A 25,920-nucleotide genomic window follows, 5' to 3' on the forward strand; every position below is an offset into this window, starting at 1 on the left:
ACGCGGTGACCCATGGTCCGTTCCGGCGCGGGCCCCACGGGGTCCGCGCCGGAACGGACCACACCGACCGTCTCCACCGCGACGGAACCATCGACCAATGGGGGAGAAATGAGAGACCGGCAGCGGGAAATCCTGGACTCGACGACGTGGTGGCGAGGTGTGCCCCTGCACGACCGGCGCCCCGGCGCCCCGGCGGCGGCCACGGCCGAGCAGCGCGCGCACGGGCTGCGCCGCCTGGAGCTGTGGCGCAGCGGCCTGCTCTTCTCCGCCGGAAAGCCGGCCACCGGTGGGGACCAGCTGGAGCGCTGGACGGCCACGGGGATCACCGAGGAGGAGCTGATCACCTTGCTGGGCGAGCCCGCGGAGTCGCTCGCCGCACGGTTGCCCGCACCCGAGTGGCTGGAGGTGATCGCCGAGGCATGGCGGCACCACACCTCGGACGGCGACGACGACATCCGTGGGCAGGCACATGCGGCGGCCCACGGTCACGGCCACGACCACCGGTCCGGGCTGGGTCCGGCCGAACTGGCCCTGCCGCTGCTGCGCTGGGCCAGAGGGGAACTTCGGCGCCGGGTGACGGGGCTGCCTTCGCACCATCCCCTCCTGCTCCCCGCCCTGGACACGATCTCCGGCATGGTGTCCCGTGTACTGGTCCTGGAACTCAACGTGGCCAGGGTGACCGGGGGCCTGGCCGGCGCCACCCCCGAGGAGCGGTTCGCCTCGTTTCTGGCCACGGTCCGCGACCCCGGGCGGGCGCTGGAGATCCTGTCCGAATACCCCGTGCTGGCCCGTGAACTGGTGGCCTCGCTACGCCACTGGATCGACGTGAGGCAGGAGTTCGCCGAGCGGTTCCTGGCCGATCTGCCCCGGCTGCGCGCGGTGTTCGGCGGCTCCTGGCGTGGCCTCTGCGATGTGACGGACATCGGGTTCGGCGCCGGTGACACCCACAACGGCGGCCGGTCGGTCGCGCTGCTCACCCTCTCCGACGGCACGAAGCTGGTCTACAAACCGCGGTCGGTCGCCGTTGAGCGCCACTTCAACGATCTGCTCGGCAGCCTCAACGACCGGGGGCTGCGCCATCCACTGCGTACCGTGGAGGTGCTGTCCCGCCCCGGGTACGGATGGGTGGAGTACGTGGCCTCCGGGACGTGCGCCGACGAGGCCGAGGCCGACCGGTTCTTCTGGCGCCAGGGCGCCCATCTCGCGCTGTTCCACGCCATCTGTGGTGCGGATCTGCATCTGCAGAACCTGATCGCGGCTGGGGAGCACCCCGTGTTCGTCGACTTGGAGGCCACCTTCCTCGGCCGGTTGCGCGCCGTGACCGACCCCGTCCTGCGGATCGCCGGCGCGGTCCCCGATGTCCTCAACGACTCCGTCCTGGGCATGGGGCTGCTGCCGGAGCGGATCATCGAGGTGGACGACTCGGGCTGGCGTGACGCGGAGATCAGCGGGCTCGCGGGCGGCGGCGACCAGCTCTCCCCGAGCGTGCTGCCGACCTACGCGGGCCAGGGTACCGACGAGATGAGACTGGTGCGCGAGCGGATGCCCATCTCCGGTGCGGTCAACCGGGCCTCCGTGGGCGGAACGCCCGTCGATCCGCTGCGGTACCGCCGATCCCTGGCGGAGGGCTTCACAGCCGCGTACCGGCTCATCGAGCGGGAGCGGGACGAACTGCTCGCCGAGGACGGCCAGATCGCCGCCTTCGCCGAGGACACCGTGCGCTATGTGCCCCGGCCGACCTCGGTCTACGGCCGCATTCTCGCCGAGTCGATGCACCCGGACGTCCTGCGCGACTCGCTGGACTGGGAGTATGTGCTCGAAGCCGGCCTCGCGGGCGGCCATCGGGGTATCGAGGGCCGAATGGAGCTGCTGACCAGCGAACAACGCCAGCTGGCCCGGCTCGATGTGCCGACCTACCACACCACGCCGTCCGCCACCGACCTGTGCGACGCGGACGGTGTCGTAGTCCGCGACTTCCTAGCCACCTCCGGGATGGAGGCTGTGCGCTCCAAGATCCGCCGCATGGGCTCCGCCGATCTGCGCCGCCAGCAGTGGTGCATCGAGGCATCACTGACGGGCCTCACCTTCGGCACGCAGACGCGGCCCGCACCCCAGCCGCGGGAGCTGCCCGACCGTGCCGTCGACACCCGGCACGCCCTGCGGGCCGCGATCGTCCTCGCGGACGAGCTGCTCGACACCGCGGTGCACGGCACCGACGACCAGCCGCCGCACTGGCTGTCGCTCAACGTCGTGGGCGAGCGCTACTGGCGCGCGGGGCCCGCCGGGATCAGCCTCTACGACGGAGTGAGCGGCATCGCGCTGTTCCTGGCGCACCTCGGCTCGATGACGGGAGAGCAGCGGTACCGGGACGTGGCCGAACGCATCGCGGGATCGCTCGCGGACTCGCTGACGAGCCCCGACCGTGGCCGCCACGTTCGTTTCAACCTGAGTATCGGGGGGTTCGGCGAACTGGGCGGCGCCGTCTACACGCTCACCCACCTGGCCGCGCTGTGGGACGCGCCCGAACTGCTCGACGCGGCCGCCGTGCTGGTTCCGGAGCTGGCCGGACGGTTCGAGGGCGACCGCGAACTCGATGTGGTGCAGGGAACGGCCGGGGCGGCGCTGGCCCTGGCCGCGCTCCACCGGATGCGTCCGGACGAGCGCATCACGGACGCTCTGCGGATCGCCGCGGGCACGCTCGCCAAGGCGGCGACCGAGGTGACCGGCGGAGTGGCCTGGCGGACGGCGGTCGACCCCGACCGGCCGCTGCTGGGCATGTCCCACGGGGCGAGCGGCTTCGCTCTCGCCCTGGCCCGCGCAGCCGAGGTGACCGGCGACGGCCACCACTACCGGCTGTGCGAGGAGGCGCTCCGGTTCGAACGCCACGGTCTGGTCCCCGAGCGGGGCAACTGGCCGGATCTGCGCAGCATCGTTCCCCAGGGATCGTTCATGAACGCCTGGTGTCACGGTGCCGCCGGTATCGGGCTGGTCCGGGCGGCGCTGCTCGGCGTCGAGGGGCTAGCCGATACCCACCGGCTCCTCGCGGAGGACCTGCGCATCGCCGCGGATACCGTCCGCGGCGACCTGCTGCGGGACGGAGTCCACACGGGCCTGGGCAACGACTCGCTGTGCCACGGGGACCTGGGGCTGGTGGCGACGCTGCTCGCGGCCGGGCCCGCGCTGGGGGAGACCGATGAGCTCGGCCCCCGCGTGGCACGCCTGGTGGCCGACCGGGTCCTGGCCGGGGACGTTCGTCCGGGTGTCCCGATGGGAGTGACCACCCCCGGGCTGATGACCGGCTCGGCCGGGATCGGATACGGACTGCTGCGTGTGGTCGCGCCGGACCGGGTGCCCGACGTCCTCACCCTCGCCGCTCCGCGAGCCGACGGCGGGAGCGGCGGCCGAGGCCGCGGTGGGTGCCGATGACACCGGCACCGGTGCGCTACCGCATCCTCGGACCGCTGGAGCTCGGGCAGCCGGACGGCACCTTCCGCATGGTGGGCCAGGGCAAGTGCCGTGCGCTGCTGGCCGTGCTGCTCGTCAACGCCAACCGTACGGTGCCGGCCGGGGAACTGCTGGAGCAGCTCTGGCCGGACAGGGCGCCGAAGTCCGCCCCCAAGCTGGTCCAGCAGTATGTCCACCGGCTCAGGCGCGCACTCCCCGCGCCCCTGCCGGAGCTGCGCCCGGCGGGGCGGGACGGAAGCCGGCTGCTCACCAGCCCGCCCGGCTACCGGCTGGCGGTGGACTTCGGTGAGCTGGACGCCGACCGTTTCACGGCACTCGCGCGGGCGGCGCGCGGGTCCCTGGCCGGGGGAGAGAGCGGGCGGGCGGCGGAGGGGTTGCGGCGGGCCCTGGCCATGTGGCGCGGGCCCCTGCTCGCCGATGTGCCGGACATCCCCGCGATCACCACCGAACTGGTGCGGCTGGAGGAGGCGCGGCTCGCGGCCACCGAGGCATGGGCGTGGGCCGAACTGCACCAGGGACACGCCCAGGACGTCGTACCGGAATTGGAGATTCTCGTCGCGGCCCATCCGCTGCGCGAGTCCTTCCGCCATCAGCTCATGATCGCGCTGTGCCTGGCCGGGCGCCGTGCCGACGCGCTCGGTGCGGCCCGGCAGTTGCGGCACGTACTGGCCGAGGAGCTGGGCATCAGGCCGGGAGCGGACGTCCTCGCCATGGAGCAGGCGATCATCCGGGACTCCCTCGCGGATCTGCCGGGGCTGGTGTCGAAGGCGATCGGCGCGCCATCGGTCGCCCGGGGGGTGTGAAGGGCGGGCCCGGGCGACGAACGATGACGCACCGTACGTCCGGCTCGCGTTCTCCGTCGTGATGTCCCTTCCATACCGGGAAGTCCTCCCCGTACCTTAGGGAGTTGTTGACTCGGTATTGCGCCGACTGTCACATACAGGTAGTCGGCGCGGGGGCTACGACACAACGGGGGAAACGCATGGGGGCGCGATTCGGCGTGCTCGGTGCCATCACGGTGTGGCGGGACGGGGCGCCGGTGGACGTGGGCCACGCACGGCAGCGGCTGGTGCTCGCCGCCCTGGCCGTCGACGCGGGGCGGGTGGTGCCCACGGGGCTGCTGGTGGACCGGGTGTGGGGAGTGAGCGTGCCCCGGCGTGGCCGGGAGGCGCTGTACGCGTATGTATCCCGGTTACGGCAGGCGCTGACGGGCACGGGAGCGGAGCTGGTGCGCGAGCAGGGCGGCTACCGGCTGGCGGCGGAGACCACTGCCGTGGACGTGCTCCGCTTCCGTGAGACGGCCGGCCGGGCTCGTGCGGCCGACAGCGGGGAGGACGCGGCGGCGCTGTGGGAGACCGCCCTGGGGCTGTGGCGGGGTGAGGCGTTCGCCGGGGCGGACACCCCCTGGTTCAACGCTCAGCGTTCCGTGCTGGAGGCTGAGCGGTTCACCGGACAACTGGACCTGATGGACGTGCGGCTGCGGCTGGGACAGCACAGCCGGGCGCTGCCCGAGCTGGCCGCCCGCGCCGACGCCCATCCGCTGGACGAGCGGGTGGCCGGGCAGCTGATGCTGGCCCTGTACCGGTGCGGGCGCCAGACCGAGGCGCTGGAGCACCATGAGCGCATCCGGCGCCGGCTGGCCGAGGAGACGGGGCTCGATCCCAGCCCGCCGCTGGTGCGCCTGCGCCAGCAGATCCTCACCGCGGATCCGGCCCTCGACCGCGCCCCCGCGACCGGGGGCGCGGCGCCCCGGCGCCGACCGCAGCCGGTGCCGCAGCAACTCCCGGCACCGCCGGTCACGTTCGTCGGCCGCGAGCGGGAACTCGCGGCCCTCGACGACCTGTGCGGGGCCGCCGCTGGTGACGGCACGCTCGACATCGCGGCGATCACCGGTGTCGGCGGGGTGGGCAAGACCTGGCTCGCGTTGCGCTGGGCCCATCGCCATCTCTCGCGCTTCCCGGACGGGCAGCTGTATGTGAACCTGCGCGGGTTCGCTCCCGCCGCCGGCCCGGTGCCCGCGCCGGTGGCCGTGCGCGGCTTCCTCGGCGCTCTGGGCGTGGACCCGCAGGAGATGCCCGCCGACCCGGATGCCCAGGCCGGGCTGTACCGGTCGCTGGTCGCCGGCCGCCGGATGCTGATCATGCTGGACAACGCCCGCGACGCCGACCAGGTGCGGTCGCTGCTCCCCGGCTCGGGCGGCTGTGTGGTGCTGGTGACCAGCCGTGACCGCCTGACCGGACTGATCGCCGCCAATGGCGCACGTCCCTGCGCGGTGGACCCGCTCACCGACGGCGAGGCGCGGCTGCTTTTGGAGCGGCACCTGCGGCGGGTCCGGCGGACGGACGATCCGATGGCGTTCGACGCGATCGCGGCGGCGTGCGCGGGGCTTCCGCTGGCGCTGGCGGTCGTGGCCGCGAGGGTCGCGGTGACCCCGCGGTTTCCCCTGCGGACGCTGGCCGCGGAGCTGCACGACACCCAGCTGGGCCTGGACGCCTTCAGCGGGGGCGATACCGCGACCGATGTACGGGCCGTGTTCTCCTGGTCGTATCACGCGCTCGGCACGGACGCCGCGCGGCTGTTCCGGCTGCTCGGCGTCCACCCCGGACCGGACGTCTCCCTGCCGGGCGCGGCGGGCGTGGCAGGTCTTCCGGTTCCCCGGGTGCGCGCCCTGCTGGCCGAGTTGAGCCGGGTGCACCTGGTCGGCGAGGTCACGCCCGGTCGATACGCGCTGCACGACCTGCTCCGCGCCTACGCGGGCGAACTGGCCCACACCGTGGACCCCGAGGCCGACCGGAGGGCCGCGCGGCACCGCGTCGTCGAGCATTATCTGCACACCGCCGATCGCGCGGCCGGGCTGCTGGACCCTCACCGGGACCCCGTCCCCCTGCCACCCGCCGTGCCGGGTGCCGGTCCGCAGGAGATGGCGGACCAGGCCGCGGCACTGGGGTGGTTCACCGCCGAGCACGCCGTACTGCTGGGCGTGGTCGACCTGGCGGCCGGCGCCGGTCTCGACGCGGGCGCCTGGCGGCTGGCCAGGAACCTGGAGACCTATTTCGACTACCGCGGACACTGGCACGACTGGGCCGCCGTCCAGCACATCGCCCTCGGCGCGGCCCAGCGGCTCGGCGATCCGGCGTGGCGGGCCGGTGCCCACCGCGGCCTCGGCAACTGCCACACCCAGATGGGCCGCCTCGACGAGGGACACCGCCATTTCCGACACGCCCTGGACCTCTACGAGCGGCTGGGCGATCCCATCCGTCAGGCACATGTGCATCGCGGCCTGGGCTGGGTCTGCGGCCGACTGGGCCGCCACCGGGACGCGCTCGGCCACAATGAACGGGCGTTGACGCTCTATCGGCAGGCGGGCCATCGGGCCGGAGAGGCCCTGGCGCTGAACAACGTCGGTTGGGTACACGCCGTACAGGGCGACTACCGGCAGACCCTGGACTACTGCGCCCAGGCGGTGTCCGTGAACCAGGAGATCGACGACGGGCATGCCGAGGCGGGGGCGTGGGACAGCCTCGGCTACGCCCACCATCACCTGGCCGAGTACCCGGCTGCCGTGAAGTGCTATGCCCGGGCCCTGCGTCTGGTGCGCGGCTTCGGCGACCGATACAACGAGACCGAGGTCCTGAACCATCTCGGCGACACCCAGCTGGCCGCGGGCGACCTCGACGCGGCCCGTGCCGCCCGGTGTCACGCCCTGGAGATCGCCCTCGAGATCGGCCATCCGGACACCGACGAGCTCCGCGCCAAACGGGACGAACTCGACCGGGCACGCCCTCACCGCCCCGTGGCTCCCCACCCGGCCGTGCGCTGATGTCGGTACGTGAGTATGTCTAGACCAGTGTCATGTTCACTGCCATGATGACCCCGCACCCCTCAGTACCATGAGCCCCCATTCCCCCCGCTGACGCGGCCGTGCCGCCGCGCGAGAGGTGATGTATGTCCAGACGCGTCTCCACCCGATTCCGGACCCTGCCCTGCTGGGCGTCAGCCCTGCTGCTGGCCCTGGGCATGTCCGCGCTGGCCCCCGAGGCGTCCGCCCGGACGGCCGTGCCGAGCACGATCCCGCTGAAGTTCACCAACAACTCCGGGCGCGGCGACCAGATCTACGTCTATACGATCGGCACCCTGCTCTCGACCGGGCAGCAGGGCTGGGCCGACGCCTCCGGGACCTTCCACCCCTGGCCCGCCGGCGGCAACCCGCCGACCCCGGCCCCCGACGCGTCGATCGCCGGTCCGGCAAACGGCCAGGCCCTGACGATCCGCATCCCGAAGCTCTCCGGCCGGGTCTACTTCTCCTACGGCCAGAAGCTGGACTTCCGGCTCACCACCGGCGGCCTGGTGCAGCCCGCCGTGCAGAACCCCTCCGATCCCAACAGGAACATCCTGTTCAACTGGAGCGAGTTCACCCTCGACGACTCCGGCCTGTACATCAACAGCACCCAGGTCGACATGTTCTCCGCGCCCTACGCGGTGGGCGTGCAGGGCGCCGACGGCGGCGTGAAGAGCGCCGGTCACCTCAAGCCCGGCGGCTACAACGGCGTCTTCAACGCACTGCGCGCCCAGCCGGGCGGCTGGGCGGGCCTCATCCAGACCCGCCCGGACGGCACCGTCCTTCGGGCCCTGGCGCCCGGGCACGGCATCGAGGCGGGCGGGCTGCCCGCGAACACGATGGACGACTACATCAACCGGGTGTGGCAGAAGTACACCAACTCCACCCTGACGGTCACACCCTTCGCCGACCGGCCGAACACCAAGTACTTCGGGCGGGTCGCCGGCGACGTCATGAACTTCACCAACGGCTCCGGAGCCGTGGTCACCAGCTTCCAGAAGCCGGACTCCGACTCCGTCTTCGGCTGCTACAAGCGCCTGGACGCACCCAACGACCAGGTGCGCGGCCCGATTTCGCGCACCCTGTGCGCCGGCTACAACCGCACGACCCTGCTCACCAACTCCAACCAGCCCGACACCAGTGACGCCGGGTTCTACACCGACGCCGTGACCAACCACTACGCCCGTGCGATCCACGCCCAGATGGCCGACGGCAAGGCGTACGCCTTCGCCTTCGACGACGTCGGCCAGCACGAGTCGCTCGTCCACGACGGCAATCCGCAGCAGGCGTCCATCACCCTGGACCCCTTCAACTAGACCGGCAGGAGGCATGGCATGAGACGCACCAGACCGCTGCGCACCCGCCTGGCCGCCCTCGCCACTGGAGCACTCGCCCTGCTGGCCACGCAATTCCTCCCGGCCACGGCCGAGGCGGCGCCGTCCGCCACCATCTGCAACACCTACTGTGACACCCGTGACCCGGCGCTCGCCCCGCAGAGCCGCAACCCCGTGACCGCCACCCTCTTCTCCCGCTCCATCGCCCTGCACTTCGACGACGCCGACGCGATGGGCTGGGCCTCCATCGACAACGGCAGCCCCGGTGACGAGGTGTGGCTGGACCGCTCGTTCGACGGCGGCCGGAGCTGGTCCTCGGGCAGCCGCCTCGGCAACACCGCCGTCCCGTCCGGGCAGCGGGGCTGGCGCACCCTCATGTACAACGTGGACGACTGGGGCGCCCATGGCGTCGGCGCGCTGCGAGCCTGCGGCAGGGCCGGTGACCGCCCCGACATCGCCTGTACGCCCTGGGCCCGTACGACCTGGAACGCGTGGGACCGCCGCACGGCCGCCGCCACCGCGCAGATGGCGTTCTACTCCTACGGGACCGGGCTGTTCTCCACCACCGGCTGGTGGAACTCGGCCAACGCCCTCACGGCCGTCATCGACAACATCCGCGTCACGGGCATGCGCAGCTATGAATACGCCATCGCCCGCACTTATGACCTCAACCTCGGTGCGCAGGGCGGGCAGTTCCGCAACGACTACATCGACGACACCGGCTGGTGGGGCCTGGCCTGGGTGGCGGCCTACGACCTCACCGGGGACTCCCGCTATCTCGCCACCGCCCGCGCCGACGCCGACTACATGGCCTCCTACTGGGACTCCACCTGTGGCGGCGGCGTGTGGTGGAGCACCGCGAAGACCTACAAGAACGCCATCGCCAACTCCCTCTACCTCCAGTTGAACGCCGCCCTGCACAACCGGATCCCCGGCGACACCGCCTATCTCCAGCGGGCGAAGGCGGAGTGGTCCTGGTTCCAGGGCACCGGCATGGTGAACGCCTCGAACCTGGTCAACGACGGCATCGACCTGGGCACCTGCAAGAACAACGGCCAACCGGTCTGGTCCTACAACCAGGGCGTTCTGCTCGGCGGCCTCACCGAGCTGCACAAGGCCACCGGCGACGGTGCCGTGCTGGAGACGGCCCGCCGCATCGGCACCGCCGCCACCACGTCGTCCCAGCTCAACACGGCCGACGGCATCCTCAGGGACCCCTGCGAGACCGGCGACTGCGGTGCCGACGGCCCGTCGTTCAAGGGCGCCCATGTGCGGGGGCTGGCCAAGCTGGACGCGGCCCTGCCCGGCCACCCCTTCACGGCGTATCTCAAACGACAGGCGGACCGCGCCTACGCCTCCGACCGCAACGCCCTGGACCAGTACGGACTGCGCTGGTCAGGACCGCTGGACAAGACCGACGCGGCGCGACAGCACAGCGCACTCGACCTGATGAACGCGGCCTCCTAGACCCGGGCAGCGCCCATCAGGGCCGCAGGGCGAGCTTGCCGCGGCTGTGGCCGGTCTCGCTCTGCTCATGGGCCTCGGCGGCGTCGGCGAGCGGGAAGCTCCGCACGACGGGCACCCGCAGCCCGCCCTCCGCGGCGAGCCGGGCGTAGTCGGCGATGGCCTCCAGGGGGCGGTTGCCGCCGCCTCCGGAGAACGTGACACCGAGATCGGCGGCCGCGGGGTCGGCGATGGTGACGATGCGGTCGGTCGTGCCGCCCCGCAGCTCGATCGAGACGGGCAGGGCGCCCTGGCCGGCCGCGTCGTAGACGGCGTCGACACCATCCGGGGCCACGGCGCGCACCCGCTCGGCCAGGCCCTCGCCGTACGCCACGGGGATCGCGCCGAGCGAGCGCAGATAGTCGTGGTTGGCGGGGGAGGCGGTGCCGATGACGGTGGCGCCCCGGGCCACCGCGAGCTGGACGCCGACCCCGCCGACCGCACCGGCGGCCCCGTGCAGCAGCAGGGTCTCACCCTCCGCGAGCCGCAGGAGGTCCAGGGCGCGTGCCGAGGTCTCGGCGGCCACGGGCAGCGCGGCGGCCGTCTCCCAGTCGAGCCCGGCCGGCTTGGGCGCGACATCGGTGGCCGGGGCGTACGGAGCATAGGGGCCGGTGGTCGTCCGGCCCAGCACCTCGTCGCCCACCGACCAGCCGGTGACCCCCTCGCCGACCTCGTCCACGACTCCGGCCGCCTCCGTACCGGGGATCGCGGGGAACGCGTCGGGGCCCATCTGCGGCATCCAGCCACGGCGAGCTGCGTGACCGGACCGACCGGGATCAGGCGCTGGTGGGGAGTCGGCCGGCGACGCCTTCGCCCGGCTCGCCGCGTCACTCCGCCCCGAACTGCGTGGCCTGGCCGTACGGCTCGACCTGGGCCCGCCCGGCACGGAGGAGGGCGCGGACCGGCTGCTCCCCGCCGATGTGGCCAATACGGCCCGCGCGGCCATGCTCGACGAGCAGGGACCGGGCCAGGACGGCGCGCCGCACCCGGTGCGCCGCGGCCACGTCGGCTGGAAGGTCGGCGACGGCGAACTGCGCGCCACCGTACGGGACGACGGCCCCGGCGTCCCGCGGCGGACCGCGCTGGACGCCCGCCGGGTCGGGGAGCGGCTGTCCGTGCTGGGCGGACGGCTGGACGTGGACGCGGCGGTCCCGGAGTGGGGCACGATGGTGACGGCCACCGTGCCACTGGGCCCGCCGCAGCCGGCCCGCAAGGATCCGCTGCACGTGCTGGGGGCGCGCGAGCTGGAGGTGCTGGAGCAGCTGGCCCGCGGGCGGCGCAACCGGCAGATTGCCCAGGAGCTGCACATCAGCGAGTCGACGGTGAAGTTCCACGTGGCGAACATCCTGGAGAAGCTGGGGGTCACCTCGCGTGGCGAGGCGGCCGCGCTGGCCCATACGTGGGGTGCGGCCGGCTCCTGAGCGGCCGGTGACAGTACGGATACCGCGGGACACGCCGGCGGACAGCCCTGCGCTTGCGACGTATCGTTGCTGAGGGACGGCGAGCGGAGCGTTTCATGACCACACCGCGGGACCTGTTGATCGTCACCCTGGACGTGGCGCCCATGCGCCCCCTGGAGCGGGGCGATCTGTCGCTCGCGCTCGCGGGAGCCGAGCTGATCGACCTCCTCGACGCCGACGCGCTCGGGATCGAGGACGACCGCATCGTGCCGGGCCTGTGCCCGCCGACCGGGGACCGCCTGCTGGACGAGGCCGCGTCGTCGTTCGTCCGCCGGCCGCCCTACGAGCCGGTGGGCGATTGGCTGTGGCGCCGAGGCCGCGGTCTGGCCCCGGCCTATCTGGACGCCCTGGAGGCCGCGGGGCAGATCACCCGGCGACGCCACGGCTGGCTGCCGCTGCGAGCCGGTGAGGCGGTGCCGGTGGACTCGGCCGCCCGCCGCCACGCGATGGACCGCTGGACCTCGGACGAGCCCGTCCTCGCGTCCCTCGCGGCGGCCATCGGGGTCCGCGAGCAGCCCGCGGGAGACGCCGCGGGCGCGGCCGGCGACGCGGCCGTGACCGTGCTCGCCGCCGTCAACGACGCCGTGATGGAGCTGGAAGCCGAACGGCAGCGGCGAGCCATCGAGGAAGCGGCCTTCGACAACGTCTGGCGCGGCGAATGACCGCGTGATCGGTTCGCCACCGCGTCAGACGGCGGACCAGCCGTTGTCGACGGGCAGGATGACACCGTTGACGTTGCTCGCGGCCTCGGAGGCGAGGAAGACGATGGCGGCGGCCTGCTCCTCGGCCGTGGCGATCCTCCCGACGGTCGCGGCATGGGCTCCGACGACGGCCGGACCATGCTCTCCCGGCCGGGCGTCGACCCGGATGGCGGTGGCGGTGCCGCCGGGAGCGATCGCGTTGGCCCGGATCCCCTGGTCCCGGTACATCACCGCGAGGGACTTCACCAGCCCCACCACGCCGTGCTTGGAGGCGGTGTAGGCGGCACCGGCCGTACTGCCGCGCAGCGACGCCTCCGAGGCGGTGAAGACGATCGCGCCCCGGCCCGCCGCCAGCATGTGCGGCAGCGCGGCCCGGGTGAGCATGAACGGCGCCGTCAGATTGACCCGCAGCACACGGTCCCATTCGGTGTCGTCGGTGTCGGCGACCGCCGAGAAGCGGTCCATGATGCCGGCGTTGTTGACCAGGACGTCCAGACCGCCGAACTCCTCCACGGCCGTGGCGACGACCTCGTCCACCACCCGCTGGTCGCCCAGGTCGCCGACGACGGCCCGGGCCGTGCCCCCTTGTGTCCCTATGGCCGCGACGACCTGTTCGGCGCCGTCCCGGTCGAGATCCGCGACCAGCACCCGCGCCCCCTCCCGGGCGAGTGCCAGGGCGGTGGCCCGGCCGATTCCCGATCCCGCCCCGGTGACGATGACGCCATGACCCTCGAGTCCGGTGCTGCTCACGTGTTCCTTTCCGCGCGGCGATCCGTGCCGCGCTCACCGTGGGTGTTTTTCCGCATGGGTCGGCGGAGGCGGGTGGGCCCGCCTCCGCCGTGACATCACGGGTGCCCGGGTGGGGTCGTCAGTCCTGGATCTCGATGGCCAGGGCCGGGCACACCGCAGCGGCGTGCCGGACCTCCTCGGCCTGCTCGGCCGGGGGCTCGGGGGTGAGCAGCACGACGATGCCGTCCTCGTCGCGCTGGTCGAAGACATCCATCGCGGCGACCACACACTGGCCGGAAGCGACGCACTTGTCCTGGTCGACGGTCACCTTCATGAGCTTCTCCTTTGTCACCAGGTCACGGGCAGTTCGTAGACGCCGTAGACGGATCCGTCGTGTTTGAACGGGATCCGCTCCAGCTCGATGGCCGGCCGCAGAGTGGGGATGCGGCGGTAGAGGGTGTTGTAGACGACCTCGAGCTCCATCCGGGCCAGTGGCTGTCCCAGGCACTGGTGCACCCCGAAGCCGAAGGCCACATGACGGCGGGCGTCGCGCCGGAGGTCCAGCCGGTCGGGCTCGGCGAACACGTCGGGGTCCCGGTTGGCGATGTCATTGGCCAGGATCAGCCCCTCGCCCGCGCGGATCACCTCCCCGCCGATCTCGATGTCCGCCACCGCCACCCGGCGCCGTCCGCTGTGGGTGATGTGCAGATAGCGCAGCAGCTCCTCCACGGCCGAGGAGATCAGCTTGGGATCGTCGGTCTCGCGCAGCAGGGCGAGCTGATCGGGGTGCTCGAAGAGGGCGAGGGTGCCGAGCGCGATCATGTTCGCGGTGGTCTCATGTCCCGCGATCAGCAGCAGCACGCCCATCTGTGCCGCCTCGTCGCGGGCCAGCTCGCCCGCCGTGACCCGCCCGGCCAGCCCGGACAGCAGGTCGTCGAGGGGGTGGGCGATCTTCTCGCCCATCAGGTCGTCCAGATAGCCGATCAGGTTTCCATGGGCGGTCGACCGCTGCTCGGGCGTGACGTTCCGATTGATGATGACCTTGCTGTTCTCCTGGAAGAAGTCGTGGTCGGCGTAGGGCACTCCGAGCAGCTGGCAGATCACCAGTGAGGGCACCGGCAGGGCGAACGACTCCACCAGGTCCACCGGGTTCGGACCGGCCAGCAGCCCGTCGATCAGCTCGTCCACGATCCGCTGCACACCGGGCCGCATCGCCTCCACCCGCTTGATGGCGAACGGCGCCGTCACCATCCGCCGCAGCCGGGCGTGCTCGGGGTCGTCCTTCAGGATGAAGCTGACTCCGGTGCCTCCGGGCGGCATCGGGGCCTGCCGGGGATAGCCGGGCCGGTTGATGTCGGCGCTGACCCTGGAGTCGCCCAGCAGCGCCCGCTGATCGGCGTACCCGGTCACCAGCCACGGAGTGCTGCCGTCCCACAGGCGGACCTTCGCCAGCGGGCCCTCCTGCTGCATGTCCCGCAGCCCCGGGGGCGGGTCGAACGGGCAGCCCGCCGCCCTGGCCATCGGAAACTCCGGGGCCCGTGCGGCGCGCTCGTCCACCGGGTTCACTGTGCTGGTCATCGCTCCCTCAATTCGTTTGAGGCGTGTGGTGGAACCCCCGTTGTCCCCCGACGGCCACTCACGGACCGCTGGTGTGCGGAGCCGCGTTCAGCGGGTGACGGGCGCCAGCCACAGCCCCACGATTCCGTCGATCAGGCCGGTGGCCGCGTCGTGCCAGCTGGACCGGGGCGTGGCGGTGTTCTCGGCGAGCGCGCGCTCTCGCTCGGCGCACATGTGCAGGATCAGATTGCGCGCCATGGCGCCGCGCTCGACGTGCACCTCCATCGGCAGCTCGGGGAGGCACCGGTTGAACCCTTCGATGGTGTGCCGCAGCGCCGGGGAGGCCAGGGACTCCTCGGTCATGATCTCGTGGAGCGCGGGATCGGTCATCACCTGGGCGCAGAACCGCGCGTACCAGGTCGGGCTGGACAGCTCCGCGAGATGCTCGAGGACCGGGCGCACCAGACAGGCCACCCAGTCCCGTACATCGGTCGAGTCGCCGATCTCGTGCAGCAGCCGCCGGCGCAACCGCTCGACCTGCTCGGCGTGTTGCCGGGCGATCGCCCGTACCAGGTCGGCCTTGGTGCCGAAGTGGTATCCGACCGCCGCGTTGTTGCCCTGTCCGGCGGCCTCGCTCACCTGACGGTTGGAGACCGCGTACACCCCGCGCTCGGCGAACAGCCGCTCGGCGGCGGCCAGGATCGCCTCTCGCGTGGCATCGGCCCGTTCGTGCCGTACGGTCCTGCCCGCCACGGTCACCACCTCGTCGGCACGAGCAGCCGCTCGCCGTTTCCTCGATCCACGGCGCTCTCCCTCGGTTCCGGGGTGGTCATCGACATGATCAGGCAACCCCATGGGCAACCTTAAGTCAAGCGACTGATTTAAGTCAGGGTGTCATCGGAACCGCGCGCACCACCGCTGGGGCCCCACGGCGTCAGGAGCGTCGGTCAGCCGCCGTACGACTCACCGGCGTCGTGGACCAGCAGGGCGATCTGGACGCGGTTGTTGAGGTCCAGCCGGGTCAGGATGCGCGACACATGAGCCTTCACCGTCGGCAGCGCCAGATGCAGTTCCCGGGCGATCTCCGCGTTGGAGCGGCCACCCCCGACCGCCCGGGCCACCTCCCGCTCCCGCTCGCCCAGCAGCGCGAGCCGGGCCCGGGCAGCGGTGGCCCGGTCCTCCTGCCCGCCGCCTGCCACCTGCTCGATGAGGCGGCGGGTGACGGCGGGGGAGAGCACCGGATCCCCGGCGGCCACCGTCCGGATGGCCGTGACGATGTCCCGCGGCGGGGTGTCCTTGAGGAGAAACCCGGCCGCCCCACCGCGCAGCGCCCGCAGCACATGCGCGTCGGTGTGGAAGGTGGTGAGCACCAGCACCTCCGGGGCGCCGGGCCGGGCCCGGAGCTCGGTGGTGGCGGTCAGCCCGTCCACGCCCGGCATCCGGATGTCCATCAGCACCACATCGGGCCGGTGCGCGGCGACCAGGGCCGGCACCTCCGCCCCGTCGGCGGCCTCCGCGACGACCTCGATGTCCGGGGCGCCGCCCAGCATCATGCGCAGCCCGGCCCGTACGATCGCGTCGTCGTCCACCAGCAGGACATGGATCACCCGCGCCGTCCTCCCTCACCCCTGGCCCGCGGCGGACACCGGGTCCGCCGCGGGCCAGGGTAGCCAGGCGCGGACCCGGAAACCGTCGGGGGCCGGACCCGCACTCAGCTCGCCGCCCGCCAGCCGGGCCCGTTCGGCCAGCCCGATCAGTCCGTGCCCGCCGCCTTCGCAGCCGCCGGTGGCCGAGGCCGCTCCGGGCGGCGGCGCGGTGCGGACCTCCACCGTCAACCGGTCGGCCGGGCCCCCGGCCACCCGTATGGTGACCGTGGCGCCGGGCGCGTGTTTGCGCGCGTTGGTCAGTGCCTCCTGGACGATGCGGTACGCCGTCCGCCCCACCATGGGCGGCGGGGCCGGTCCGTCGGGCGGCCCGGTCAGCTCGATCCGGCCGCCCGCCGCCCGTGCCTCCGCCACCAGCCGGGCCAGGTCGGTCAGTTCGGGCTGGGGCCGCTCGTCCTCCGCCGGTCCCGCGCGCAGCACCCCGATCACCTCGCGCAGGTCGCGCAACGCCAGATGTGCGCTCTCCCGGATCACCCCGGCGGCCTTTCCGATCTCCTCCCGGGGCGCGTTCGTATGGAACTCCAGCGCCCCCGCGTGCACGCTCAGCAGCGTCAGCCGGTGCCCCAGCACATCGTGCATCTCCCGCGCGATCTCCTCCCGCGCCTCCCGGCGGGCCCGCTCGGCCCGCAACTCCGCGTCCGCCTCAGCCAGTTCGGCGCGCTGCCGCAGTGAGGCGATCAGCTGCTGCCGGGACCGCCGGAACAGCCCCCAGCCGATGGCCCCGGCGATCAGCGCGAAGTACGTCAGTGCCGAGCTCTGCCGGTCCCCGGAAACCTCCGGCAGCTGCCACAGGAAGGCGGGAAGCGGTACGAAGGCCACCGCCGCCACCCATGCCGTGGCCCGCCACGGCCGGGTCGCGGCCACCGTGAACACCGCCACCATCGCCGGACCGGTCAGATAGTGCGACACCTCGCTGCCCGCCAGCAGCAGCGCCACCGCCAGTGCCACCGGCCACCGCCGCCGCAGCAGGACCGTCGCACACCCCAGCCCGCCGATCACCTGGTCGACGGTCCGCCACAGCGGATCGAGGCCGTCCTCGATCGGTAGGGAATCCGAGCTGGCGGCGGCGAAGCAGGCGGCGAAGAGCATCAGTCCCAGATCGGCTGCCCAGTCCCGGCGGGTGCGGTGGATGCGGCGCATGTCCCGGCAATCTACGCGGACCCGGCGGGCGAGCGGGGACGGGTGCCGCGAGCGGATACTTAAGTACGACTCCCCGGTGGCGGGCGGTGTTCTTTGGTCACCGCCTCGCCGCCTTGTGCCCGATCCGCCGCCCGGGGCGGCCCGCCTAGGTTCGGGCCATGACATCCGCCAAGGACACCTCCCCGCTCGCCGCCGTGTCGCATCTGCTGTCCTTCACCCTCGTCGTCGGTGGCGGCAGCGGTCTGCTGCACGAATGGTGGGGCTGGCTCCACTTCATGGGTTTCGTCCGATTCGCCGTCCCCGGCGGCTATGAGGTCTACAGCTATATGGTGATGGTCGTCCTCGGCCTGGCGGTGGGCGCGGCGGGCGGTGCGCTCAGCGATCGAAGCCACGGATGAGATCGCGGCCGGTGACCGCTCGGGTCACCGGCCGCGAGCCCGTCTCACTTCCGCGTCGCGATGCGCAGGAACGTGATGGAGTGGGCCGGGAAGGTGCGACTGAAGGTGGTGTCCACACCGTCGAGAGTGGAACTGCTCGGTTTGATGGGCTGCTCGGTGGCGGTGTTCACCGCGTCCGGGGCGCCCTGGAGCGTGGTCAGCCGAGCGGTCCGCCGGACCTTGACCCCCTGGCCGAGGTCGATACGGGTGCGGGCGGCCGCGTCCTGGGCGTTGACGACCTTGACGATGAGCTCACCGGTGGCCTTGTCGCGCGTCACCACCTGGCGGAACGGCTCGGCGACCTTGTCATCGGTGAACGCGCCCCACCTCTTCCCGTCCAGGTACAGCGTCACCTGCCGGCCGCGGACCTGGATCCGCACGTCGTACGCCCGGCCCGTCTCGATCGTGGTGCCGTCTTCGGCCAACGTCTGCTTGGCGCCGTCGGTCGCCTTCTCCACGGCGGATCGGGTGTTGCCCCAGCCACCGAGGTTCCACCAGTAGTAGGTGCCGGTGTCCTTGACCCCGAAGGCGATGAGGGAGCCCTCGCTGCCCGCGCGCTTGGTGGCCTTCAGCTTCAGGTCGTAGTTCTGCCAGCCGTGGTCGCCCGCGGTGACCATGGTGTTCTCGGCACCGGTGTCGGACTGCACATACGCGCCGTCCCGCACCTGCCAGGAGCCGGTCCCGGTGGCCTTCGTCCACTTGCCGTCGCCGCCGGAGAAGTCGTCGCTCAGCAGCGTGGCCCCGTCCGCCGAGGTGACCTGGACGTCGTCGTACGCGGCGCTGGTGGCCCAGGTGGACAGGCCGACGGCGCCGGTGATCGGGCCGGAGGGGAGGGACGGGGTGGCGGACGCCTCGCTCGGCACGACCTGGTCGCCGACGTTGTTCATGAACAGCTTCTGGGTCTCATAGCTGGTCGAGCCCCAGGCGGTGGCGTTGTCGTACCAGATCAGATCCGGCCGCCACCGGACGTAGTCCTTGTTGGCCAGCAGCGGCGCGTAGGAGGCCATCTTCACCACATCGGCGTTGCGCTCCAGGCCGGTCATGTACGCGGCCTCGGCGAGGGAGTTGCCGAAGCGGTTGTCCTGCGAGGCGTATTCACCGAGGAACACCTTCGGGCCCTGGCGGTCGTAGGAGTCGTAGCGCTTGTTGTTCTCCAGGAACCACTGGGGGCTGTTGTAGTAGTGCTCGTCGACCATCTTCACCTTGGCCGCGCGGTTCAGCTCCCACGCGCGGTCGAAGGTGACGCCGCTGTCGTCGGGCCCGGAGTTGCTGATCACCGTGATCTCCGGGTGCTTGGCCTCGATGGCCTTGCGGAACTCGGTGAAGCGCTCGAAGAAGGCGTCGGGGAGGTTCTCCTCGTTGCCGACCTCCAGGCGGTTCAGCCCGAAGGGTTTCGGATGCCCCATCTCCGCACGCTTCTTGCCCCAGGTGGTGGTCACGGGGCCGTTCGCGAACTCGATCAGGTCGAGGGTGTCCTGGATGTGCCGCTTCAGCAGCTCGGGGTCGTCGGTGGCCTTGTTCTGGCCGCAGCCGGTGACGAGGGCGGGCACCACGGGCAGCGGTGTCGCGCCGATGTCCTCGGCCAACTGGAAGTACTCGTAGTAGCCGAGGCCGTAGGACTGGTTGTAGCCCCAGAAGTTGGCGTTGGTGGGCCGCTCCTCGACCGGGCCGACGGTGTCCTTCCACTGGTAGGACCGCTTGCGCTCCCAGCCCGGTGCCTCGTAGGCCCGGTGGCTGCCGGTGTTCACCAGACAGCCGCCGGGGAAGCGCAGAAAGCCCGGCCTCAGCGCGTCGATCTTCTCCGCGAGGTCCTTGCGCAGCCCGTTCGGATGGCCCTTGTAGGTGTCCCGGGGGAAGAGGGAGACCATGTCGAGCCGGACGGTGCCGCCACCGCCCGCGGTCACCGCGAGCCGTCCGGTGGTGTCCGTGGCGCGCGCGGTGAGCGTCCCGGTGTACTTCGTCCAGCGGTCCCCGCGCACGGTGGCGCGCAGCGGCGTGGCGAGCGCGGTGGCGCCCGAGGCGGTGTGCAGACCGATCGTCAGTGGGGTGCCCGAGGGATTGTCGGTGCGGGCCCACGCCGAGAAGTCGTACGTCTTTCCGGCCTGGACCGCGATGCCGGTGTTGTATCCGGCGTTGGTGACGCCGTATCCGGCCCCGCCGCCGTCCCCGCGCAGATCCAGCCGCAGATAGTTGCGGTTCTTCTCGCCCAGCCGCGCCTCGTCGTTCACCACCCGCGCCGTGCCGGTGGCGCCGCCGGTCGTGGTCTCGGTCCACGAGGTGAGCGGCGTGTACGAGGCGTGGTCGGCGGTGTCGTACTCGAAGGACCGGTTCTGGACCAGCTCGGCGTACAGCCCGCCGTCCGCGGCGCGGTTGATGTCCTCGTAGAAGATGCCGTACATCGCGTCGTCGATCTCCGGGCCCGCGCGGTCCGGATCGACGGTGATCGAGTAGTCGGTCACGGCCGCGGAGGAGGCTCCGGCGGCCGTGGGGTCGGCGAGCAACGCGGCGGCGAGCGAGGTGGTGAGCAGAGCGCTCAGGGTGAGGCCGAGGCCCGGTCTGATGCGTCCCATTGATCGCGTGGCGACTCCCGTACCGCAGAATGTTCGAAATATCGGACACTGCTCAGTACTTCGGACGGACGATAGGCAAGGGACCGACGGGGCGTCAATGGCGGGTGCGCGACGGTCAGTCAGCCGATCGCGGCGGCGCGGTCGTACCGCGGACCTCGAGGGCCGGAGCGGTGAGGGCGACCTCGCCGGGGCGGGCGGGGTCGGCGATCCGGTCGAGCAGGCGGCGTGCGGCGCGGCGGCCGATGTCGTGGTTCGCGTTGTCCACGGTGGTGAGCCACAGATGGCGCAGCCGCGCGAGATAGGTGTTGTCGTAGCCGACGAGGGAGAGGTCGTCCGGCACCCGCAGGCCGAGCTCCTCGGCGGCCGACAGGGCGCCGACCCCCGCCATGTCGTTGAACGCGAATACGGCAGTGGGCCGGTGCGGCGCGCCCAGCAGCCGGACCGTGGCCCGGTAGCCGCCCTCCTCGGTCAGATCGCCCTGCTCCACGGCCGCCGACCCGGACAGGCCGTGCTCGCGCATGACCGCCTCGAAGCCGCGGCGGCGCAGCTCGCCCACCACTCCCTGTCCGGCGATATGGGCGATGCGCCGGTGGCCGAGGCCGATGAGGTGCTCGGTGGCGAGGCGGGCGCCCAGCTCGTCGTCGCCCGCGATGATGTCCACGTCGGACAGCATGGGCTCGCGGGTGCCCGCGACCACCGTGGGCACTCGCGCGGCCGCCGTGCGCACCGCCGCCGGATCCGGGAGCGTGCCGACCGCGATCAGGCCGTCGACCCGCAGCTCGGTGAAGGTGTGGGTGAGGTCCTCGCCGAGCCGCCGGTTGAGCCGGCCGTCGGCCAGCAGCGTCCGCAGACCGCTCGCGTACAGCTGGGAGTTGAGGCCGTCGAGCAGCTCCACGAACCAGGGGTTGCGCAGGTCGTTGAGGAGTACCCCGACGGTCCGGGTGCGCCGCTCGCTGAGGCTGCGCGCGGCGGCATTGGGCCGGTAGCCGAGCTCCTCGACGGCGGCCAGGACGGCCTGCCGCTTCTCGGGGCGCACCTGCTTGGAGCCGCGAAGCACCAGGGAGACCAGCGACTTCGACACTCCGGCCCGTTCGGCGACATCGCGGATCGTCGGTGGTCTCATGTTCTGGACCGTTCCACAGGGCGGACGTGGTTGTCAAAGGGGTTGACACCCTGCGGATAGGGCTTCCAGTGTGGGCCGGGAGATTTCTGGAACGGTCCAAAGAAGGGCAGTCATGGTGAGTACGCTCGGGGTCGCCGTCGTGGGATTCGGCTGGATGGGACGGGTGCACACCCAGGCGTACGTCCGGCTGCCGCACCACTTCCCGCAGCTGTCCGTACGGCCCGAACTGGTCGCCGTCGCCGACGAGGTGCCCGGACGGGCCGAGGAGGCCGCCGGGCGGTACGGCTTCGCCACCGCCGTCCGGGACTGGCACGAGGTCGCCGCCGACCCCCGGATCCAGGCCGTGAGCATCGCCGCGCCCAACTTTCTGCACCGCGAGATCGGCATCGCCATGGCCCGGGCGGGCAAGCACATCTGGATCGAGAAACCGGTCGGGCTCACCGCCGATGACGCCCGCGCGGTCGCCGCCGCCGTGGCCGAGGCCGGGGTCCAGGGCGCGGTCGGCTTCAACTACCGCAACGCACCCGCCGTCCAGACCGCACGCGCCATGATCGCCGCCGGGGAGATCGGCACCGTCACCCATGCCCGCGTCCGCCTCTTCAGCGACTACGCCGCCCACCCCGAGTCCGCTCTGACCTGGCGGTACGAACGCGCGCGCGGCGGCAGCGGAGTGCTCGGCGACCTCGCCTCGCACGGGGTGGACCTGGCCCGTTTCCTGCTCGGCGAGATCGACGCCCTGACCGCCGACACCGCCGTGTTCGTGCCCGAGCGGGCCCGCCCCGCCGGTGCCACCGCCGGCCACACCCGGGCCACCGGCGGTGAGTTGGGCCCGGTGGAGAACGAGGACTACGTCTCCTGTCTGCTGCGCTTCGCCTCCGGCGCCCGCGGGGTGCTGGAGGCGTGCCGGGTCTCGGTCGGTGAGCAGAACACCTACGGCTTCGAGATCCACGGCACCAAGGGCGCGGTCTTCTGGGACTTCCGGCGCATGGGCGAACTCGGCGTCAGCCACGGCACCGCCTACCAGGACCAGCCCGTCTCCACCGTGTACATCGGCCCCGGGCACGGCGAGTACGCCGCCTTCCAGCCCGGCGCGGCCAACAGCATGGGCTATGACGATCTGAAGGTGATCGAGGCGTACCACTTCGTGCGCTCCATCGCCGAGGGCACCGCTTACGGAGCCACTTTGGACGACGCCGTGCACAGCGCCACCGTGCTGGACGCCATGGCCCGCTCCGCCGAGCGGGGCACCTGGGTGAGTCCCGGCTGAGCGGAGCGGCTCAAGGACGTCCGGATCGTGGCGGGCACAGGACATCCGGCTCATGGGTGGGAACGGTGAGCACTCGGGCCTGAACCGGCGTACTGGAGGGGGCGGGGAACCGCGCACGCACCCTCGACGCCGGAGGTACCTCATCCGTGAGCACCACGACCAAAGCGGCCCCGACCGGGGCCGGCCGCCGCGACGCGGGCGATCCGCGGGGCGGGCGGTTCGATTCGTCCCTCGGCCTGATCATGCTGCTGGTCCTGGTGGTTGCGGCGCAGGGGCCGATCCGCCGGGCGCTGTCGGCTCCGGTGACGCAGAGCTGGATGACCGTGTTCGTCGCGGTGGTCCTCCAGGCCCTGCCCTTTCTCGTACTCGGGGTGGTGCTGTCGGCGCTGATCGCGGTGTTCGTCCCGCCGTCGTTCTTCGCCCGCGCGCTGCCGCGGCGGCCCGCCCTCGCGGTGCCGGTGGCGGGGGTGGCCGGGGCGGTGCTGCCCGGCTGTGAATGCGCCTCGGTGCCGGTGGCCGGGGCGCTGGTGCGCCGGGGCGTCACCCCCGCGGCGGCGCTGGCGTTTCTGCTGTCCGCCCCGGCGATCAACCCGATCGTGCTGACCGCCACCGCCGTCGCGTTCCCCCGCGACCCGGAGATGGTGCTCGCCCGATTCGTGGCGAGTCTGCTCGTGGCGTGTGCGATGGGCTGGCTGTGGCAGCTGCTGGGGCGGGCCGACTGGCTGCGCCCACCGGCCCGCCCCTCCTTCCACGGCCACGGCAGGGGAGCCGCGTTCTGGGCGTCCGTACGCCACGATGTGATGCATGCCGGTGGTTTCCTCGTCCTCGGCGCGATGGCCGCGGCCACCCTCAAGGCCGTGGTGCCGGCGAGCTGGCTGCGTGGCGCGGCCGATGACCCGGTCGTGGCGATCCTCGCCCTGGCCGTCCTCGCGGTGCTGCTGTCGATCTGCTCCGAGGCCGACGCCTTCGTGGCCGCGTCCCTGTCGCAGTTCTCGCTCACCGCCCGGCTGGCGTTCCTGGTCGTCGGACCGATGATCGACCTGAAGCTGTTCGCCATGCAGACCGGTACCTTCGGCCGCGGATTCGCGCTGCGCTTCGCTCCCGCCACCTTCGTCCTCGCCATGCTGATGTCGGTCCTGGTCGGGGCGGTGCTGCTGTGAACCGGAAGGCTCAGGCGATCGTGCTGTTCCTCATCGGCGGGGCGGTGCTGCGGGCCGGTTTCACCGGCCTGTATCTGCGCTATGTGAAGGCGGGGCTGCGCCCGTTGCTCCTCGCGGCCGGTGTCGTCCTGATCGCGGCCGCCGTCGCCACCCTCTGGTACGAGCGGCCGCGCGCGGCCGATGGCGACCCGCATGCGGAGGAGGGCGACGGCGGCCACGCCCACCGGGAACCACGGGTCTCCTGGCTCCTCGTGCTCCCGCTGTTCGCCCTCATCCTGGTGGCGCCGCCCGCGCTGGGCTCCTACACCGCCATGCACACCGGCACGGCGCTGCAACGCCCCTGGGGCTTCCCCGCGCTCCCCGCCGGTGACCCCCTGCCGCTCAATGTGGCCGATTACGCGGGCCGCGCGGTGTACGACCACGGGCGCTCCCTGGAACACCGCAGGATCGAGGTCACCGGCTTCGTCGCCCTCGACGGCCACGGCGCCCCCTACCTCGTCCGCATGGCCCTCAACTGCTGCGCCGCCGACGCCCAGCCCGTCAAGATCGGGCTGACCGGACGGATCCCCCCGGTGCTGCAACCCGACACCTGGCTCCAGGTCATCGGCACCTACACCCGCAAGCGGACCAAGGACCCCGTGGGTGGTGGCGTCATCCCGTACCTCGAGGTCAGCAGCTCCCGGCCGGTCCCGGCCCCGCACGATCCGTACGACGAGAGCTGGAACGGCTGACCGCCCGGTGCCTGGGCCGAACCGGCCGCCGTCCCGCCACGCGGCCGGTAAGATCGTCCGCGCGGCGGCTGCCCTTCGGGCAGTGGGCGGTCGGCGACGGGTGATGTCCGTCACCACGACCCTGGGAGCCGACCATGGCGAAGACCTCCCCCGACCCGGCGGCCACGGCGCCGCTCGGGCCACCGCCGCCGTTCGACCCGGAGCTCATCGCGCCACTCGCGGCCATCAGCGAGATACTGCGGCCCGGCGGGTCCGGGGCGGATCCGGAGGCGGGGGACGGTCAGGGCGTGCCCGGTATGGAGACGCCGACGAACGAGGAGCTGGAGCGCGACGGGGCCTTCCTGGTCGAGGAGCGGTCCGTCCCCGGCCCGGCGGACGCGCCGGAGGTCTCGCTGCTGATCTGCCGGTTGGCGGACGCGGCCACTCCTGTACCGGCGCTGTACCACATCCACGGCGGGGGCATGACGGTCGGGCACAACCGCCTGGGTATGCCGGAGTTGCTCGACCTCGCCCAGGAACTGCGACTCGCCGTGGTGTCCGTCGAATACCGCCTCGCGCCGGGGACGCGGCATCCGGGGCCGGTCGAGGACTGCTACGCCGGGCTGAGCTGGACCGCCGAACACGCCGAAGAGCTGGGCATCGACCCGGCGCGCATCGTGGTCGTGGGCGGCAGCGCCGGTGGCGGCCTCGGCGCGGCCGTCGCGCTGCTGGCCCGGGACCGCGGCGGCCCCGCCCTGTTCGGGCAGCTGCTGATGTGTCCCATGCTCGACGACCGCAATGACACACCGTCCGCCCTGCAGATGACCGGGATCGGGGTGTGGGACCGCGCCGCCAACGAGGCCGGATGGACCGCGCTGCTCGGCGACGCACGCGGGGGCGACGACGTCTCGCCGTACGCCGCACCCGCCCGTGCCACGGATCTGTCCGGACTGCCGCCCGCGTTCATCGACGTCGGCTCGGCGGAGACCTTCCGCGACGAGGACGTGGACTACGCCCGCCGCATCTGGCGAGCCGGGGGAACGGCCGAACTGCACGTCTGGTCCGGTGCCTTCCACGGCTTCGGCGGCATGGCACCGGAGGCCGCGGTCTCGCGGGACGCACGGGAGGCGCGGCGACGGTGGCTGCGCAGGCTCCTGGCCCACTGACGGCGGCCGTGGGGGGGGGGGGGGGGGGGGCCCCCGCCCCCCGCGGGGGCCCCCCCCCCCCCCCCCCCCCGCGAAAGGGGCGCGCGGGACCACACC

General features: G+C 72.4%; 22 protein-coding genes. 12 read left to right on the forward strand and 10 right to left on the reverse strand.

The window, feature by feature from the left end; genetic code table 11:
* Positions 1-108 precede the first annotated feature (108 nt).
* From ACFYOY_RS36880 to ACFYOY_RS36900, 5 genes are all read left to right on the forward strand, one after another.
* Positions 109-3,426 (forward strand): type 2 lanthipeptide synthetase LanM family protein, encoded by a 3,318-nt coding sequence (locus ACFYOY_RS36880; protein WP_388591987.1) that lies wholly within the window; start codon positions 109-111, stop codon positions 3,424-3,426.
* The gene (locus ACFYOY_RS36885) at positions 3,423-4,268 is read left to right on the forward strand and encodes a BTAD domain-containing putative transcriptional regulator (protein WP_388591989.1); all 846 of its coding nucleotides are present in this window, start codon (positions 3,423-3,425) and stop codon (positions 4,266-4,268) included. Before ACFYOY_RS36880 ends, ACFYOY_RS36885 begins: the two co-directional genes overlap by 4 nt.
* A 179-nt stretch (positions 4,269-4,447) precedes the next feature.
* Complete coding sequence (locus tag ACFYOY_RS36890) at positions 4,448-7,285, forward strand: BTAD domain-containing putative transcriptional regulator (RefSeq protein ID WP_351905188.1); 2,838 nt, start codon at positions 4,448-4,450, stop codon at positions 7,283-7,285.
* 125 nt (positions 7,286-7,410) lie between these two features.
* Positions 7,411-8,619 (forward strand): glycoside hydrolase family 64 protein, encoded by a 1,209-nt coding sequence (locus ACFYOY_RS36895; RefSeq protein WP_351905191.1) that lies wholly within the window; start codon positions 7,411-7,413, stop codon positions 8,617-8,619.
* An 18-nt stretch (positions 8,620-8,637) separates the two neighbouring features.
* A complete protein-coding gene (locus tag ACFYOY_RS36900) occupies positions 8,638-10,104 on the forward strand; it encodes a glycoside hydrolase family 76 protein (RefSeq protein WP_351905194.1) in 1,467 nt (488 codons plus the stop codon).
* Between the two features lie 16 nt (positions 10,105-10,120).
* Here the strand turns inward: ACFYOY_RS36900 and ACFYOY_RS36905 are convergent, their stop codons facing one another.
* Positions 10,121-11,026: an NADP-dependent oxidoreductase gene (locus ACFYOY_RS36905; RefSeq protein ID WP_388592011.1), complete on the reverse strand. Its 906-nt coding sequence runs from the start codon at positions 11,024-11,026 to the stop codon at positions 10,121-10,123.
* The gene (locus tag ACFYOY_RS36910; protein WP_388592017.1) at positions 10,968-11,144 is read right to left on the reverse strand and encodes a hypothetical protein; all 177 of its coding nucleotides are present in this window, start codon (positions 11,142-11,144) and stop codon (positions 10,968-10,970) included. Before ACFYOY_RS36910 ends, ACFYOY_RS36905 begins: the two co-directional genes overlap by 59 nt.
* Between ACFYOY_RS36910 and ACFYOY_RS36915 the strand changes: the two genes are divergently transcribed.
* Together ACFYOY_RS36915 and ACFYOY_RS36920 are read left to right on the forward strand one after the other, a co-directional pair.
* Positions 11,130-11,561, forward strand: a complete 432-nt coding sequence (locus ACFYOY_RS36915; protein WP_388592013.1) for a LuxR C-terminal-related transcriptional regulator — start codon at positions 11,130-11,132, stop codon at positions 11,559-11,561. The genes ACFYOY_RS36910 and ACFYOY_RS36915 overlap by 15 nt on opposite strands.
* Before the next feature lie 95 nt (positions 11,562-11,656).
* On the forward strand, positions 11,657-12,262 hold the full coding sequence (locus ACFYOY_RS36920) for a GPP34 family phosphoprotein (protein ID WP_351905203.1): 606 nt from the start codon (positions 11,657-11,659) through the stop codon (positions 12,260-12,262).
* Between the two features lie 24 nt (positions 12,263-12,286).
* On the opposite strand, the gene ACFYOY_RS36925 is transcribed toward ACFYOY_RS36920, so the two are convergent.
* From ACFYOY_RS36925 to ACFYOY_RS36950, 6 genes are all read right to left on the reverse strand, one after another.
* Positions 12,287-13,051: an SDR family NAD(P)-dependent oxidoreductase gene (locus tag ACFYOY_RS36925; RefSeq protein ID WP_351905206.1), complete on the reverse strand. Its 765-nt coding sequence runs from the start codon at positions 13,049-13,051 to the stop codon at positions 12,287-12,289.
* Between the two features lie 118 nt (positions 13,052-13,169).
* Entirely contained in the window at positions 13,170-13,364 is a 195-nt protein-coding gene (locus tag ACFYOY_RS36930; protein WP_351905209.1) for a ferredoxin, read from the reverse strand.
* Positions 13,365-13,378: 14 nt separating this feature from the next.
* A complete protein-coding gene (locus tag ACFYOY_RS36935) occupies positions 13,379-14,608 on the reverse strand; it encodes a cytochrome P450 (RefSeq protein WP_351905212.1) in 1,230 nt (409 codons plus the stop codon).
* Positions 14,609-14,695: 87 nt separating this feature from the next.
* On the reverse strand, positions 14,696-15,340 hold the full coding sequence (locus tag ACFYOY_RS36940) for a TetR family transcriptional regulator (RefSeq protein WP_351905215.1): 645 nt from the start codon (positions 15,338-15,340) through the stop codon (positions 14,696-14,698).
* A gap of 194 nt (positions 15,341-15,534) precedes the next feature.
* On the reverse strand, positions 15,535-16,140 hold the full coding sequence (locus tag ACFYOY_RS36945; protein WP_388592015.1) for a response regulator: 606 nt from the start codon (positions 16,138-16,140) through the stop codon (positions 15,535-15,537).
* 69 nt (positions 16,141-16,209) lie between these two features.
* Positions 16,210-17,391: a histidine kinase gene (locus ACFYOY_RS36950; RefSeq protein ID WP_351905221.1), complete on the reverse strand. Its 1,182-nt coding sequence runs from the start codon at positions 17,389-17,391 to the stop codon at positions 16,210-16,212.
* A gap of 158 nt (positions 17,392-17,549) precedes the next feature.
* On the opposite strand from ACFYOY_RS36950, the gene ACFYOY_RS36955 reads away from it, so the two are divergent.
* The gene (locus ACFYOY_RS36955) at positions 17,550-17,789 is read left to right on the forward strand and encodes a hypothetical protein (RefSeq protein ID WP_351905224.1); all 240 of its coding nucleotides are present in this window, start codon (positions 17,550-17,552) and stop codon (positions 17,787-17,789) included.
* Between the two features lie 44 nt (positions 17,790-17,833).
* On the opposite strand, the gene ACFYOY_RS36960 is transcribed toward ACFYOY_RS36955, so the two are convergent.
* Both ACFYOY_RS36960 and ACFYOY_RS36965 read right to left on the reverse strand, forming a co-directional pair.
* Positions 17,834-20,398: an alpha-L-arabinofuranosidase C-terminal domain-containing protein gene (locus ACFYOY_RS36960; RefSeq protein ID WP_388591994.1), complete on the reverse strand. Its 2,565-nt coding sequence runs from the start codon at positions 20,396-20,398 to the stop codon at positions 17,834-17,836.
* A gap of 115 nt (positions 20,399-20,513) precedes the next feature.
* Positions 20,514-21,521: a LacI family DNA-binding transcriptional regulator gene (locus tag ACFYOY_RS36965; RefSeq protein ID WP_388591996.1), complete on the reverse strand. Its 1,008-nt coding sequence runs from the start codon at positions 21,519-21,521 to the stop codon at positions 20,514-20,516.
* A gap of 112 nt (positions 21,522-21,633) precedes the next feature.
* Between ACFYOY_RS36965 and ACFYOY_RS36970 the strand changes: the two genes are divergently transcribed.
* The 4 genes from ACFYOY_RS36970 (at position 21,634) to ACFYOY_RS36985 (ending at position 25,824) form a co-directional block, all read left to right on the forward strand.
* Positions 21,634-22,788 carry a Gfo/Idh/MocA family oxidoreductase gene (locus ACFYOY_RS36970; RefSeq protein WP_351905230.1) on the forward strand — a complete coding sequence of 385 codons (1,155 nt, stop codon included), beginning with the start codon at positions 21,634-21,636 and terminating at the stop codon, positions 22,786-22,788.
* Between the two features lie 146 nt (positions 22,789-22,934).
* Positions 22,935-23,948: a permease gene (locus ACFYOY_RS36975; protein WP_388591999.1), complete on the forward strand. Its 1,014-nt coding sequence runs from the start codon at positions 22,935-22,937 to the stop codon at positions 23,946-23,948.
* A complete protein-coding gene (locus ACFYOY_RS36980; protein WP_388592001.1) occupies positions 23,945-24,679 on the forward strand; it encodes a TIGR03943 family putative permease subunit in 735 nt (244 codons plus the stop codon). Before ACFYOY_RS36975 ends, ACFYOY_RS36980 begins: the two co-directional genes overlap by 4 nt.
* Positions 24,680-24,813: 134 nt before the next feature.
* The gene (locus ACFYOY_RS36985) at positions 24,814-25,824 is read left to right on the forward strand and encodes an alpha/beta hydrolase fold domain-containing protein (RefSeq protein ID WP_351905239.1); all 1,011 of its coding nucleotides are present in this window, start codon (positions 24,814-24,816) and stop codon (positions 25,822-25,824) included.
* Positions 25,825-25,920 lie beyond the last annotated feature (96 nt).

It is taken from the genome of Streptomyces sp. NPDC007875 (assembly GCF_042868035.1).
Taxonomy (GTDB): domain Bacteria; phylum Actinomycetota; class Actinomycetes; order Streptomycetales; family Streptomycetaceae; genus Streptomyces; species Streptomyces antimycoticus.